At 75.0% G+C, this 13,575-nt stretch carries 13 protein-coding genes; 4 read left to right on the top strand and 9 right to left on the bottom strand.

All coding sequences use genetic code 11. From position 1 onward, the window contains the following. Nucleotides 1-98 precede the first annotated feature (98 nt). The 6 genes from ACFXAE_RS29530 to ACFXAE_RS29505 form a co-directional block, all read right to left on the bottom strand. Nucleotides 99-704, bottom strand: a complete 606-nt coding sequence (locus ACFXAE_RS29530) for a hypothetical protein (RefSeq protein WP_384720397.1) — start codon at nucleotides 702-704, stop codon at nucleotides 99-101. Next, complete coding sequence (locus tag ACFXAE_RS29525; RefSeq protein ID WP_384720394.1) at nucleotides 701-2,056, bottom strand: hypothetical protein; 1,356 nt, start codon at nucleotides 2,054-2,056, stop codon at nucleotides 701-703. Before ACFXAE_RS29525 ends, ACFXAE_RS29530 begins: the two co-directional genes overlap by 4 nt. After that, nucleotides 2,053-2,865: an ABC transporter ATP-binding protein gene (locus ACFXAE_RS29520; protein WP_384720391.1), complete on the bottom strand. Its 813-nt coding sequence runs from the start codon at nucleotides 2,863-2,865 to the stop codon at nucleotides 2,053-2,055. The genes ACFXAE_RS29525 and ACFXAE_RS29520 overlap by 4 nt, the downstream gene beginning before the upstream one ends. A gap of 29 nt (nucleotides 2,866-2,894) precedes the next feature. Next, nucleotides 2,895-3,920, bottom strand: coding sequence for a zf-HC2 domain-containing protein (locus ACFXAE_RS29515; RefSeq protein ID WP_384720388.1), 1,026 nt, complete (start codon nucleotides 3,918-3,920; stop codon nucleotides 2,895-2,897). After that, on the bottom strand, nucleotides 3,917-4,525 hold the full coding sequence (locus ACFXAE_RS29510) for an RNA polymerase sigma factor (RefSeq protein ID WP_384720385.1): 609 nt from the start codon (nucleotides 4,523-4,525) through the stop codon (nucleotides 3,917-3,919). The genes ACFXAE_RS29515 and ACFXAE_RS29510 overlap by 4 nt, the downstream gene beginning before the upstream one ends. A 72-nt stretch (nucleotides 4,526-4,597) precedes the next feature. Further along, nucleotides 4,598-7,495, bottom strand: coding sequence for a beta-N-acetylglucosaminidase domain-containing protein (locus tag ACFXAE_RS29505; protein WP_384720382.1), 2,898 nt, complete (start codon nucleotides 7,493-7,495; stop codon nucleotides 4,598-4,600). 297 nt (nucleotides 7,496-7,792) lie between these two features. Between ACFXAE_RS29505 and ACFXAE_RS29500 the strand changes: the two genes are divergently transcribed. The 3 genes from ACFXAE_RS29500 (at nucleotide 7,793) to ACFXAE_RS29490 (ending at nucleotide 10,596) form a co-directional block, all read left to right on the top strand. Beyond that, complete coding sequence (locus tag ACFXAE_RS29500) at nucleotides 7,793-8,074, top strand: hypothetical protein (RefSeq protein WP_384720379.1); 282 nt, start codon at nucleotides 7,793-7,795, stop codon at nucleotides 8,072-8,074. 1 nt (nucleotide 8,075) lies between these two features. Beyond that, nucleotides 8,076-10,133, top strand: coding sequence for a 4-alpha-glucanotransferase (gene malQ, locus ACFXAE_RS29495; RefSeq protein ID WP_384720376.1), 2,058 nt, complete (start codon nucleotides 8,076-8,078; stop codon nucleotides 10,131-10,133). A 187-nt stretch (nucleotides 10,134-10,320) separates the two neighbouring features. Further along, a complete protein-coding gene (locus ACFXAE_RS29490; RefSeq protein WP_384720373.1) occupies nucleotides 10,321-10,596 on the top strand; it encodes a hypothetical protein in 276 nt (91 codons plus the stop codon). Between the two features lie 169 nt (nucleotides 10,597-10,765). Here ACFXAE_RS29490 and ACFXAE_RS29485 read toward each other — a convergent pair whose 3' ends face one another. Further along, a complete protein-coding gene (locus ACFXAE_RS29485; protein ID WP_384720370.1) occupies nucleotides 10,766-11,272 on the bottom strand; it encodes a MarR family winged helix-turn-helix transcriptional regulator in 507 nt (168 codons plus the stop codon). 110 nt (nucleotides 11,273-11,382) lie between these two features. Here ACFXAE_RS29485 and ACFXAE_RS29480 point away from each other — a divergent pair, with 110 nt between their 5' ends. After that, nucleotides 11,383-12,342 carry an EamA family transporter gene (locus tag ACFXAE_RS29480; protein WP_384720367.1) on the top strand — a complete coding sequence of 320 codons (960 nt, stop codon included), beginning with the start codon at nucleotides 11,383-11,385 and terminating at the stop codon, nucleotides 12,340-12,342. Between the two features lie 202 nt (nucleotides 12,343-12,544). Here the strand turns inward: ACFXAE_RS29480 and ACFXAE_RS29475 are convergent, their stop codons facing one another. Together ACFXAE_RS29475 and ACFXAE_RS29470 are read right to left on the bottom strand one after the other, a co-directional pair. Next, entirely contained in the window at nucleotides 12,545-12,910 is a 366-nt protein-coding gene (locus ACFXAE_RS29475; RefSeq protein WP_384720364.1) for a hypothetical protein, read from the bottom strand. Nucleotides 12,911-12,912: 2 nt separating this feature from the next. Next, nucleotides 12,913-13,401 (bottom strand): TetR/AcrR family transcriptional regulator, encoded by a 489-nt coding sequence (locus tag ACFXAE_RS29470; RefSeq protein ID WP_384720361.1) that lies wholly within the window; start codon nucleotides 13,399-13,401, stop codon nucleotides 12,913-12,915. Nucleotides 13,402-13,575: the final 174 nt, after the last annotated feature.

The following is a 13,575-nucleotide window of genomic DNA, read 5'->3' as shown; positions in this document are numbered from 1 at the left end:
CCGGCGGTGCGGCGAGGCATCGGTCCCACGATGTGATGCGGGCGGTCAAGGTCTTCGCGTCCCGGTACCAGGGCCGTGGCGAGCCCCCACGCGGCACGTCAGTTGCGCGGCCCCTCCGGCCGCGCCCCGCGCACGACGTACAGCGCCGTGCCCGCCACCAGGAGCACGACGGCGGTCACCCAGGCGACGTGCTGCCCGGCCGGCTGCACCGGCCACGCCCACACCGGAACCAGCGTGCCGCGTGCACTCGCGGAGCCCACGTACACGGCGCTGATGTAACCGAAGACCGGCAGCCAGCTCAGCCGGGCCCCCGACACGGCGACCGCGCCGGCGGCGAGGCCCGTGCACCCCAGTGTGTTGCGGATCATCGCCCACGGACCGAACGGGGACGAGGGGCCGAGTACGGTCGCCGCCAGCAGGAGCGCGGCGCAGCCGGTCAGCGCCAGCAGATGGATCAGACGCCGGCGCCACCAGGGACGTACGGCGGTGCGGTCCAGTTCCTCGGACGCGCTGTGCAGGCTCGTGCCGATCACCGCCGCCGCGAACAGCGGGGCCAGCGCGACGACCGGGACCTGCCGGGACGGGTCCAGATACGCGTTCAGGTTGCGGGCACCCAGGACGGCGAGGGCGGCGGTCGCGACGAGCACGAGCACGGTGCGCGGAACGGTGCGCGCGCGGGCGTACAGCAGGAAGCCGTGCGTCACAGTGCCGGCACCCCGTTCCGGCCGCACTCGTCCCGCGTCGCGAAGTACGCCGACAGCCACGCGCGGCGCTCCTCCTCACCCATCGACGCCAGACGCTCGCGCGCCGCGATCCGTTCCCTGAGCTCGGCGCGCTCGGCAGCGCTGCCCCGCGCGTACTGCTCGTCGAATTGCCGCCGCAGCGGGCTGGGAGCCAGGTAGTACTCGACGGCGTCGTCCGCGGCGGCCACCCGCGGCGCCACCTCGTCGCAGTCCCCGCGGCCCTGCAACGCCATCCCCGCCGCCCACGCGTACTCCTCGGGATCGGCGAGCCGACCTCGTACGACGGACCAGCCGATCGGTGTGACCATCGGCAGTTCGACCTCGTTCGGTCCCGGCCGGCCCGGTAGGTCCTCGAAGCGCACCGGCAGGTTTTCCACGCCCTCCAGACGGCCCGTCATCCCGGACAGGGCCTCGGTGATCCGGGGGAGCAGATCCTTGTGGCGGGCGTTCACGCAGATCTGCGGGGTGGTGGAGGTGTCGCACACCTGACGCCGGGTGAGCGGGTCGGTGTGCCACAGACCGTCGCCGGCATGGACGAGCAGCGTGCCGGCGGCGGCCGCGGTCACCAGCGGCAGCAGGGCGACCGTGCGGCGGCGCGCGGCGTACGCGAGGACCGCGGCGGCCGTGAGGCCGCCCGTCCACACCACCGTCACCAAGGGCTGCCACCACACCGGTATCGAGGTGGACAAGACGTCGACGAAGGGCGACAGGTGACGGACGGAGCCGTGGTGCTCGTATCCGACGACGCCGAGCACGACGTACCCGGCCGCCGCCAGCAGCGGCGCCGCCAGCCGCCAGGCCACCAGACGGCCCACGACCTGCCCGGTCAGCGCGGCGCACGCCAGGACGGCGGCGTCCGCGAGCGGTGTGCCCCAGTGGGGCCGGTCACCCATGGCGCAGTACCAGGTGGCGAGCAGCGCGAGGGCCGTCGCGACGGCGTACCCGGCGACCAGCCACAGCGCGACCGGCAGAGCCGACCCGAGCAACACCGTCGTCCGGCCACGCACGGCCGTCCCCAGCAACTCCCCCGTCCCGCGCCTGCGTTCCCGCCCGCCCTGCCAGCAGCCGGTCGCCAGGGCCAGCGGGACACCGAGGATCATCGCCGCCGTGTGCACATACGCACGGGTCTCCGCCCAGCCCCCCTGCCACTGCTCCGACCCGACCGCCAGCGTCACCACGAGCGTGAGCGTCATCGCCGCTCCGGCCCAGGGGGCGAAACCGCGTACGGCCTCCGCCCGCAGGGGGTGCCGGGTGAGGGGCGGGTGCGGCGACGCACCGCGTTCCCCGGACGTCCGTTCCGTCAGAAGGGTCATCGGACCGTCCCTTCGGAAGCCGACGGCCGGACCGTCCGCGCCTCCGGCGCGCGGTGTGCCCGCAGCGCCGCCGTGTAGCCGCGCTCGATCGGGTGGTCGCCGGGGCCGCCCGCCGACTCGCCGAGCGCGGCGAGCGCCGAGGGCGTTCCGCGGTAGGCGACCCGGCCCGCGTCGACGAGGGTGACTTCCGTGCAGGCCGCCGCCACGTCCTCCACCAGGTGTGTGGAGACGATGACGGTGGACGAGGCGCCCAGTTCGCGCAGCAGTTCACGGAACTCCACGCGCTGTTCCGGGTCCAGGCCGGCGGTCGGCTCGTCGAGGAGCAGCACCCGGGGGTCGTTCACGACGGCCTGGGCGATGCCGACGCGGCGGATCATGCCGCCGGACAGTCCGCGCACCTTCGCGTCGATGCGGTCGGCCAGGCCGACGCGGGCGACGGCCCGCTCGACGGCGGCCGGGACGTGGTCCGCCGGCATCTCCTTCAGCCAGGCCACGTAGGCGACGAACTCCCGCACCGTGAAGCCCGGGTAGTAGCCGAAGTCCTGCGGCAGATAACCCAGGTGCCGACGGACCTCGCCGCGCCGCCGGTGGTCGCGGGTGTCGTGGCCGAGGATCTCCACCCGGCCGCCGGACGGTTCGGCGACCGTGGCGAGGACGCGGATCAGCGAGGTCTTGCCGGCACCGTTGGGACCGAGCAGACCGTGCACGCCGGTGCCGAAGTCCAGGTCCACCGAGTCCAGGGCGACGGTTCTGCGGTGCCGTACGTGCAGGCCGGTGGTCCGGACGGTGGCGGCCGGTGCTTCGGGCACGGGGCGGGAAGTGGTGTGCGGAGCCGTACTCAACTCTTCTCCAGGAAGTGGAAGGCGGGGCGGCGTGCGGCCAGCAGGGCGGCGGACAGGAGGGCCGCGACCGCCCAGCCTCCCTGCGCCGGGGCGCCGCCGAGGTACGAGGACAGCCGCAGGCCCAGCTCGTCGGTGGGCCCGCCGGGTGCGGCGAGCACCGGACCGAGGACGGCGCACAGCCAGCCACCGCCGGTCACGGTGGTGGCCGCACGCAGGCCGACGTATCCGGCGAGGGCCAGTGAGGCCAGGGTCAGCGCGAGACCGGGCAGCAGCCAGGCGGCGGCGCTCGGTGCGTCCGTGGACGGCAGCAGTGCCCCGGCGAGGGTCAGCAGCGGCAGACTCACCGCCAGCACGGCGGCCGTGCGCATCAGGACCAGCCGCAACCCGGCCGAAGGCGTGGCCGCGGTGATCTCGTGCATCGGGTCGGCGTGCGGCCCGTAGGACAGGGCGACCCCGGCGACCGGTACGACCGGTGCCAGGGCCAACAGCCAGGGCCGCGCGTTCGTGATACCGCCCCCGTGGGCGAGCACGACGGCGCCGACGGCGACGAGCAGCACGGCCGGCAGCCAGGCACCGCGCACGGCCGGCCCCAGGGCCCACAGCACGCGCACGGCTCCCGAACCGGCGGACGGCCACCGGCGCGCGCTCAGCCGGGCCCGGGCCGGGAATTCGGCGGGGCGCGCGGGAACCGGCGCCCCGGAGACCGGGTCGTGCGCCGGTGAGGCCGCCGGTACGGTCCTTGGGGCTGCTCCGGGCGCACCGGCCGGCGTTGCCCTGTACGCATCGGTCCGGGCCGTCATGCCGATGTCTGCCCGCGCCGCCTCGTGGACGTCGGCCAGGACTGCCTCGCGGATGCCGGCCAGGACCGCTCCCGCCGCCGTCGCGCGCACCGTCCGCGAGACCCGCAGCGCGCAGTCGCCGCAGCACTCCAGGTGTCTCTCCAGCGACCACGCGTCCGACTCCGGCAGACAGCCGTCGGCGTAACGGGTGACGAGGTGGTCGGACGCGTGCCAGCCGGTCATGCCGGACCTCCCATCGGTGACGGGCTCATCTGTGCCAGGACCGCCCGCAGTTCGGTGCGGGCGCGCATCGCGCGGGACTTGACGGTCCCCTCGGGAATGCCCAGCAGCCGCGCGGCCTCACGGGTGCTCAGCCCGTCGACGACGGTGGCGCGCAGCACCTCCCGCAGTTCGGGCGAGATCCGGTCCAGGGCGGTGCCCACATCGCCGTACTCCAGGCCTGCCAGCACCCGGTCCTCGGCGGACGGCGCCGCGGCCCCGGCCGGCGGGAGGCCGTCCCACGCCTCCTCCATCGGCGCCGTGCGCAGCCGCGCGGACCGCTCCTGCGCCCGGTAGGTGTCGACCAGGCGCCGCGCGGCGATGGTCCACAGCCAGCCGCCGGCCTGCTCGCCGCGGTGGGCGTCCGCCGACCGCCACACCGTGACGAACGTGTCCTGGAGCACCTCCCGCACGGTCTCGGGGTCGGCGCAGCGCCGGCTCAGCCGCGCGTACAGCCATCCCGCGTGCCGGTCGTACAACGTGGCCAGCGCCGCCGGGTCCCCGCCCGCGACGGCCCGGAGCAGCGCCGCGTCGGAGTCCCCCTCGTCCTTCTCCCGGTGGCCCCCCATGGGGCGGAACAGTCTCACACCCCGTCTATCGACGGCCGCGGGGACGCCGGTTCACGGCATCGGCCGGCCCGGTCACCGGGCGACCGCGTACGCCTCCACCGACCACAGCGAGTAGCCGTACCGGGTCGCCCGCTTCTCGCCCTGCACGCGGATATGGCGTACGTCCCGCTCATCCATGCGGACGGTCTCCCGGCCGCCCCCGCCGTCCCCGACCTCCGCCGCCGTGCGCCAGCCGCGGCCGTCCGCCGACACCTGCACGCGGTACGCCGACGGGTACGCGTCCTGCCAGTGCAGCGCGACCTTCCCCAGTCGCACCGGGCGCTCCAGTTCGACCTGCCACCAGGCGTCGTCCTCCACGGGGGAGGACCAACGGGTCTCCGGATCGCCGTCGTTCGCCGCCGAGGCGGGGAAGTCGGGCGTCTCGTCGGCCGAGGAGCCCGCCCGGCCGGTGCGGGCCAGGTCGGGGCCGCCGACGCGGGGAACGGCGTGGACCGTCAGCGTGCGGGTCGCCCCGCCGAAGCCGAGCCGTACGTCGTACGACCCGGTGGGCGTGCCCGGCTCCACGGTCACCTCGACCGGTACCTCCAGCGGCGTCCCGCGCGGGACGGTCAGCGCGTCCTCCGGCACCCGGACCCCGACCCCCTTCGGCGCCTTCGCCGTCAGCCTGCCGCGCACCTCGTCGGGGCGCAGCGAGCCGACCGAGACCGTCAGCCGCCGGGTGCCGCCGATGTCGGTGTCCGCGCGGTCGTCGGGCAGCTCCAGGGAGGCGGCGGGCGCGTCCGCGAACCAGGGGACCAGGTGCCGCACCCGGGAGGCGTCGACGCCGGTGACCCGGACGGAGTCCACCGGATCGTCGCCGGGCGGCAGTTCGGTGGCGCCCGTCGCGGACAGCGCGCCCAGGCTGCGCCACCCCTCGCCCGGCACGTGGACCTCCACGGCCCCCCGCGTGCCGGGCTCGGTGAGCACCGTCACGGCGTCCATCGCGCGGGCGAGCGGGAGGCGGAGCGTGCGGTCGCCGCCGGATCGCGCGGGCGGCTCGTGGCCGATGCCCGCCCAGCTCTCGTACGCCTTCTGCGCCCGGCTCAGGAACGGGTCCAGCACCCCCTCGCCGACCGTCACCCGGGAGGACTCCAGCCGCGCCCGCTGCTCGCCCAGCCGCCGGTACGCCGTCCAGGCGGCGCCCGCGTCCCCGGCCCGCTGCGCGCGGAGCAGGTCCAGGGCCGTGGTGCCCGCCCCGCCGTAACGGGCCAGCCGCCGGGACCACGGGCCGGTCTCGGCGGCGAGCCCGGTCCCGGACAGCCGCTCCGGCAGCTCGCGCAGGACGGTGAAGGCCGCACGCAGCCGTCCGGCCTCCCGCGTCCCGTCCGTGCCGCGGGCGGTCGTACGGGTCCGCCAGAACGCCTCCATCAGCGGCCGCAGGTACGCCGACTCCTCGCTGCCCAGCACCGAGGACGCGGTGTTCCCGGCGAGCGCGGTCAGGGCCTCCCCGCGCCGGACGTCACCGCCGGCGAGGTCGGCGATCGCGGCCCGCCAGGACTCCTGGGGGCGGTAGTCGCGCGGGTTCCAGGCGAAGTCGGCGGCGGTGAACAGCGGGATGCGGGACGCCTCTGGCTGCTCCATCGCGTTGGCGAGCAGCGCGGCCGAGCCCGCGGCGACGGCCGGTTCGCGGCCCTGGTAGGGACCGAGGAAGATCCGGCCGGGGGCGTAGTCGTTCACCGGGTAGTTGTCCATGGTCACCAGCGGATGTCCGAACACCTCCCGCGCCTGCGCCAGTTGGCCGCCCGTGATGGTGCGCGGCACCACTCCGACCCCGGTCCACGCCACCTCGACCCCCGCGTCCAGTTCCTCCGCGAGGGCTCGCCGGTACGCCGTCGGGCCCTCCTCGTAGAACTCGGTGGGCATCAAGGACAGGGCGGCGGAGTCCGGGTGGCGCTCCGTCAGGTGCCGGGCCACCGCGTTCGCCACGTGCGCCTGCGCGCGGGCGGCGGCGCCGGGGCCCGAACCGAACCGGTCGGCGTCCGCCCCGCAGTGCCACTCGCTGTAGCTGACGTCCTGGAACTGCAGTTGGAAGGCGCGGAAGCCCAGCGCCCGCATCGCGTCCAGCTTGCGGGTCAGCGCCCGCAGGTCGTCGTCCGAGGAGAAGCACATCGCCTGGCCCGGCGCCACCGCCCAGCCGGGCGTGACGTGGTTGCGCCGCGCCCGTTCGGCCAGCTCCCGGAACTCCGCCCGCCGCCCGGCCGGGTACGGCTCGCGCCAGCGGGCCTGCCGGTAGAGGTCCTCGCCGGGTGCGTAGAGGTACCGGTTCTGCTTGGTGCGGCCCATGAAGTCCAGCTGGGCCAGTCGCTGTCCGTGCGTCCACGGGGTGCCGTAGAAGCCCTCGGTGATGCCGCGCACGGCGGTGCCGGGCCAGTCGCGGACGACGGCCGCGGTGAGCGTGGTGCCGTCCGGGCGCAGCAACTGGCGCAGCGTCTGCACGGCGTGGAACAGGCCGTCGCCGTCCGCGCCGGAGAGGGAGACGGCCCCCTTGCCGACGGTCAGCGCGTAGCCGCCGGCGGGGAGGGTGTGCCGGGGGTCGGCCGAGGCGTGTTCCGTACCCACGCGCACCACGAGCGCCCCTTCGGGCACCGGTGCGCCGGGGGCGGTGAACCGGCGCGCGCCCGCTTCCCGCAGCAGCGCGCGCAACGCGTCGAGGGCGTACGCGTCGGCCGTCGCGTCCGCGGTCAGGGCGACCTCCTCGGTCACCGCGACCGGGGCGCCGTTCGCGCGCAGGGAATGGGGGCGCGGCCACACGGACGGCTCCGCCGCCCGGGCCGGGTCGGCGGCCCGGGACGCGGTGGTGCCCGGCGCGGGCGGCGCGGCCACGGCGGCGGGCGCGGTGCCCAGGGTCCCGGCGCCCAGGGTCCCGGCGAGGACGGCGAGGGCGAGGGCGGCCCTCCTGGCGTTCGCCGTCCTCCCACGCCGCAGCTGCACAGGGCCCTCCCGGTTGCTCGACGGGCCACTCGGCCCGATGGCCGATGCGGCCGTGTCCATTCCGTTATCGAGAAACCCCGAGCCCACCATTTCTGCGGTGAACGTGTCAATGAGAGGGGACGTTGTGGCGTGTTTGTCCTACTGCGGAGGGAGGGGGCGGAGGAAGAATGTGATCAGGAGCACGCGGGAAGACTTTGTGCGTCTGGCATCGCGCCCACTGGGTAGGGCTGCGAGATGACCCGCACGACCCGCACGCCCCGCGTGATCCGCGTGCCGTGCCCGATGAGGAGGCCATCTGTGGTCGCACCGGCTTACGTTCCTTCCCCCGTCCTGTCCAAACGCGCGGCGGAGCTCTCCGCCGACTTCGAAGAGCCGCACTTCTGTGTCTTCAGCGCGGAAGGATCCTGCGCCGAGGTCCCGCTGACCAGCGAACCCCCGCTGCCCGACGCCGAACCCCTCACCAGCGAACCGCCGCTCGCCGACACCACCCCCCTGACCAGCGAGTCCGACGCCTTCCTGGACACCTCGGACTCCTCCGGACTCGACTCCTTCCCGGCCCAGTACCGCCCGGAGCCCTAGGGTGGGCGCGCCACGGCCGGCCGAGCCCCCTTCCGAGGAGCTGTCCCGGCTCGCCGCCCTGCACGGCGTCGCCACCTCCTACCACCCCTCCCCGGACCGCACGGTCGCGGCCTCGGCCACCGCCGTCACCCTCGCGCTGGCCGCCCTCGGCGTGGACGCGGCCACCCCGGAGGCCGTCCGCGCCGCCCGCACCGCCCGCGAACGGGAACTCGGCGCGCGGCTGCTGCCCCCCACCGTGGTCGGCTGGGACACCCGCACCCCCGCCGCCCTGGCCGCACTCCCCGAGGGCACCCGGCTGCACGTCGTCACCGAACAGGGCGAGCCCCGCGCGTCCGCCGAGCACCTCCCGCCCGGCGTGCACGAGGTGACCGCCACCGCCCCCGACGGCCGCACCGCCCGCGCCCACCTGATCGTCGCCCCGCCCAGGCTGCCCGCGCCGCCGGAACGCTCGTACGGGCTCCTGGTCCAGCTCTACTCCCTGCTCTCCCGCCGCTCCTGGGGCATGGGCGACCTCGCCGACCTCGGCGAACTCGCCGGCTGGGCCGGACGCGCCCTCGGCGCCGGATTCGTCCAGGTCAACCCCCTGCACGCGGCCGTCCCCGGCCCGCCGGCCGACCCCTCCCCCTACCGCCCCTCCTCCCGCCGCTTCCCCGACCCGGTCCACCTGCGGATCGAGGACGTCCCCGAGTTCGCGTACCTCGCGGACCAGGACCGCGTACGCACGCTGCTGGAGCGGGCCGGACGGCTGCGCGAGGCGGTGCTGGACAAGGGCGCCCTGATCGACCGGGACGCCGTGTGGGAGGCCAAGCGGGAGGCGCTGGAACTGGTGTACGAGGTCCCGCTGGGGCCCGGCCGCCGCGCCGCCTACGACGACTTCCGCGCCGGACAGGGCCGGGCCCTTCAGGACCACGCCACCTGGTGCGCGCTCGCCGAGGTCCACGGCGCTGACTGGCACCGCTGGCCCGCCGGACTGCGCGACCCGCGCTCACCCGGGACCGCCCGCGCCCGGCGCGAGCTGGCGGACCGCGTCGACTTCCACTCCCGGCTCCTCTGGCTCACCGACACCCAGCTCCGCGCGGCCCAGCGGGCCGCGCGCGAGGCCGGGATGCCGGTCGGGATCGTCCACGACCTCGCCGTCGGTGTCCACCCCGGCGGCGCCGACGCCTGGGCGCAGCAGGAGTACTTCGCGGCCGGCATGTCCGTCGGCGCGCCCCCGGACGCCTTCAACGCGCGCGGCCAGGACTGGGGCCTGCCGCCCTGGCGCCCCGACCGGCTCGCCGACTCCGGGTACGCCCCGTTCCGCGCCCTGCTCCGGGCCCTGTTCCGGTACGCGGGAGCCCTGCGCATCGACCACGTCATGGGCCTGTTCCGGCTCTGGTGGGTCCCCGCGGGCCACCCGCCCACGGAGGGCACGTACGTCCGCTACGACGCCGAGGCGATGCTCGCCGTCCTCGTCCTGGAGGCGTCCCGGGCCGGGGCGATGGTGATCGGCGAGGACCTGGGCACCGTCGAGCCCGGCGTGCGCGAGGCACTGCGCGAACGGGGCGTGTACGGCACGTCGGTGCTGTGGTTCGAACGGGACTGGGACGGCGACCGGCGCCCGCTGCCGCCGGACGGCTGGCGCGCGGACTGCCTGGCGACCGCGACCACCCACGATCTGCCGCCGACGGCCGCGCGCCTCAACGGGGAGCACGTGGCGCTCCGGGACAGTCTGGGGCTGCTCACACGGCCCCTGGCGGAGGAGCGGGCGGAGGCGGCGGCCGACACGACGGAGTGGCGGGAGCTGTTCGCACGGCTGGGGCTGATGGGGGCGGGCGCCTCCGAGGAGGCGGAGATCCGGGCCGTCCACCGGTACCTGCTGCGGACGCCGGCGCGGATGATCGGTGTGTGGCTGCCCGACGGGGTCGGGGACCGGCGCCCGCAGAACCTGCCCGGTACGTGGGACCAGTACCCGAACTGGCGGCTGCCGATCGCCGACGCGAGGGGGAGGCCGGTGACACTGGAGGAGCTGGCGGGGTCGGCGAGACTCCGGGCACTGATCGACGTGCTGAGGGAGTGAGGCGTCATCGCGGGCAGTCGTGCCGCAGGGCGGCACGGGTGGGCGCGCCGGCACCCCGCGGGCGCCGGGCCGCGCGAATACGTCCCGGCCCACACCGACACGAGGCACCGCGTGAAGCCGGGGGCGGTCCGCCCCTTACGGCACCCCGCCCGAGCGAAGCCCGACCGCGTTGGATAGTTTGGGGAGCGTGGACAAGAAGAACGCCCTGCGCGCCGGCGCCCTGGCAGCCGGTACGACGCTGATGATGCTGCTCATGTCGTCCCCCGCGCTCGCGCTCACCCGCGACGACGGTGACGACCCCGGCACGGGCCTGAGCGTCATCGAGACGCTGGGCCTCTACGTCGTGGCCCCGATCGCGCTGTTCGCGGTCATCGCCGCCCTGGTGATGATCGGCGACAAGTCGCACCAGAAGAAGGACACGACCAGCTCCAACATCGCCACCAAGGCCGAAGCCAAGGCCTGACCCGGGGCTCACCCGCTTTCAAGAGGGCGCCGTCACCGTCGTACGCGGGACCGGCGCCCTCCGCGCTGCCGGAACGCGCCCTCGCGCGTCCGCCGCGGCACGGTCTCCTCGCGGGTGGCGCCGAGAAGCGCGCCCGCGAAATCAGTGACGCCTCCCGCCGCGGGGCCTCCTACCTCTCCGTCGTGAGCAGCAGTTCCCGCAGCAGGACGGCCAACTGCCCCGCCCGTTCCCCGTCCAGGGTGGACAGGGCCTCCGTCTGGACGGCGAGACCCGCGCCGACCGCCGCGTCGATCAGACGCAGCCCCTCCTCGGTGAGCGTGACCTGGAGCCCGCGGCGGTCGTGCGGGTCGGGGGAGCGGCGGAGCAGTCCCGCGCGCTCCAGCTTGTCCAGGCGGCCGGTCATCCCGCCGGTGGTGAGCATCAGCGTGCCCGAGAGCTGCCGGGGGGAGAGGGTGTAGGGCTCCCCGGAGCGGCGCAGGGTGGCGAGGACGTCGAACTCGCCCCGCGAGATCCCGTACGCGGCGTACGCCTTCTCCATCCGGTCGCCCATGGCGCGCGCGAGTCGGAAGACGCGCCCGAAGACCTCCATGCCGGCCGTGTCGAGATCGGGCCGGACCTCGGCCCACTGCTCGATGATCGCGTCGACGGGGTCCCGGGGGTGCTGCTCTGCGGTCATGGGCAGGAGTATCCGCCGGAAGCGGGTTGCCCGCAAGAAAGTAGCTCGATGGAAAGTTGCTTGAAGCTAAGCTACTTTTAACCGACCTACTTCGGAAGAGGTGCGCCGTCATGGCCGCGAACCGCGCCACCCTCATCGCGCTCACCGCCCTCGCCCCCGTCTCCTGGGGCACCACCTACGCCGTGACCACGGAGTTCCTCCCGCCCGACCGCCCCCTGTTCACCGGCCTGATGCGCGCCCTGCCCGCCGGACTGGTCCTGCTCGCACTCGTCCGGGTGCTGCCGCGCGGAGCCTGGTGGTGGAAGGCGACGGTGCTCGGCGCGCTCAACATCGGCGCCTTCTTCCCGCTGCTGTTCCTCTCCGCGTACCGGCTGCCCGGGGGCATGGCGGCGGTGGTCGGCTCGGTGGGCCCCCTGCTCGTGGTCGGCCTCTCGGCGCTGCTGCTGGGGCAGCGGCCGACGGCGCGGAACGTGATCACCGGGGTCGTGGCCGCGTCCGGCGTCAGCCTGGTGGTCCTGAAGGCGGCCGGCGCCCTGGATCCGCTGGGCGTGCTCGCGGCCCTCGCCTCCACCGCCTCGATGTCCGCCGGCACCGTCCTCACCAAGCGCTGGGGCCGCCCGGAGGGCGTCGGCCCGCTCGCCCTGACGGGCTGGCAGTTGACGGCCGGGGGCCTGTTGATCGCACCCGTCGCCGTCCTGGCCGAGGGCGCGCCCCCCACCCTGGACGCCCCCGCGCTCGGCGGCTACCTCTACCTCGCCCTGGCGAACACGGCGATCGCGTACTGGCTCTGGTTCCGGGGCATCGGCCGCCTCACCGCCACCCAGGTCACCTTCCTCGGGCCGCTCTCCCCGCTCACTGCGGCGGTGGTCGGCTGGGCGGCCCTCGGCGAGACGCTGACCGCGCCGCAACTGGCGGGCATGGCGCTGGCGTTCGGGGCGACGGTGGCGGGACAGACCGGCCCGCCCGCCCGGACGGCCCGCGCCGCGGGATCATCGGGGGGACCCGGCGGAACGGTCACGGTCCCCTGCCCGGCCCCGGCGAACGCCCCTTCGCGACAGGGGAGTGCGTGACGGTCCGCCGTCCCGGACGAGCAGAGGCACGACGTGCGGTGGACGGTGCACGGTGAACACGCGCTCCACGACACCTCCTGGGTGCGGCTGCGCCCGCTCGCCGGGAGATCGCCGGCAGTGCGGCACTCGTCGGCGTGATGGCGCTGCTGCCGGACCCGGAACAGGGCTGAAGGGGCGTCCGGGCCGGGGGTGCGCCTCGGCCTCAGTCGCGAGAGACGGAGCGTTCGACGAGGGCGACGGTGGCACGGGGGTCGTCGACCTCGACGACGAGGCGGTCGTAGGTCTCGGCGTCGGCGAGCTCGATGACGACCGCCTTGTCCGGGTTCTTGACGTCCCAGAAGAGGCGTTCGCCGTCGCGACGGAAGCGGCCGGCGGTGATGACGCCGGGGAAGTGGGTGCCGCCGATGCGGATGCCCTTCGGCTCGCGGGCCATCCCGGGGTCGTGGGTGGCACCGCGGACATGGGCGAGGGGGACCTCCAGGCGGCTCTTGAGCGTCCAGAGCTTGTCGAGGCCCTGGAACTCGACGGTCAGCAGGCCGCGTTCGCGGTCGACGGAGATCAGGGCCATGTTCAGTGCTCCTTGGAGGCGGTCGGCAGGGCGGCGCGCAGCCGCAGGCGGGCGCCGAGGACGGTGGAGGCGAGTCGGGGGGCGGCATCGCCGTGGGAGGGGCGCAGGGCGTCCTCCAGCGCGGTGATGCCCTCCGCGACCAGGGCGGCGACCTCCCGGTCGTGGGGGGCGCGTTCGGCGGCGGCGAGGAGGAGGAGTCCGGCGGCCGGGCCGTTGTCGTACGAGGCGATGGCCGTCGTCAGTGCCTGCTCGGGGTCGGTGAGGGTGGCGATGGCGGCGGTGGTCGGGTGGATCTCGTGGTCGAGGTGGTTGCGGAGGGCGGTCAGATGCAGGCTCCGCTTGGAACCGAACACCTTGTAGAGGCTGCCCCGGTGGATGCCGGTGGCGGTGACCAGGTCGTCCACGGAGGTGCCCTCGTAGCCGTGCGTGGCGAAGAGAGCGGCCGCGGTCTCGATCGCGTGGTCGGTGTCGAAGGCGCGTGGTCGTCCCATGGCGGTGACCTTACGGGGTTAAAGAACGGTCAGTCAAGAACGACCGTTCTCATACTGCTGCGCGCACTCCTTGTGTCCAGTGACCGTTGGGCCACTCGCTTCTTTGTCAGTGTCGTGCTTCCGCGGTCCGCGTCAAGGGCGCTGCGTTCCGCTGCGCTGCACTCCGCGTCGCCT

It is taken from the genome of Streptomyces sp. NPDC059454 (genome assembly GCF_042749965.1).
In the GTDB taxonomy this organism is placed as follows: Bacteria; Actinomycetota; Actinomycetes; order Streptomycetales; family Streptomycetaceae; genus Streptomyces.
Note: the sequence above shows the minus strand (reverse complement) of the source record. Positions and strands in the feature narration are given on the sequence as shown.

Coding starts and splice junctions, on each gene's coding strand:
- ACFXAE_RS29525 (WP_384720394.1), bottom strand. CDS start 2,056: ATGACCCTTCTGACGGAACGGACGTCCGGGGAACGCGGTGCGTCGCCG.
- ACFXAE_RS29515 (WP_384720388.1), bottom strand. CDS start 3,920: ATGACCGGCTGGCACGCGTCCGACCACCTCGTCACCCGTTACGCCGAC.
- ACFXAE_RS29510 (WP_384720385.1), bottom strand. CDS start 4,525: ATGGGGGGCCACCGGGAGAAGGACGAGGGGGACTCCGACGCGGCGCTG.
- ACFXAE_RS29485 (WP_384720370.1), bottom strand. CDS start 11,272: ATGACCGCAGAGCAGCACCCCCGGGACCCCGTCGACGCGATCATCGAG.
- ACFXAE_RS29480 (WP_384720367.1), top strand. CDS start 11,383: ATGGCCGCGAACCGCGCCACCCTCATCGCGCTCACCGCCCTCGCCCCC.
- ACFXAE_RS29475 (WP_384720364.1), bottom strand. CDS start 12,910: ATGGCCCTGATCTCCGTCGACCGCGAACGCGGCCTGCTGACCGTCGAG.
- ACFXAE_RS29470 (WP_384720361.1), bottom strand. CDS start 13,401: ATGGGACGACCACGCGCCTTCGACACCGACCACGCGATCGAGACCGCG.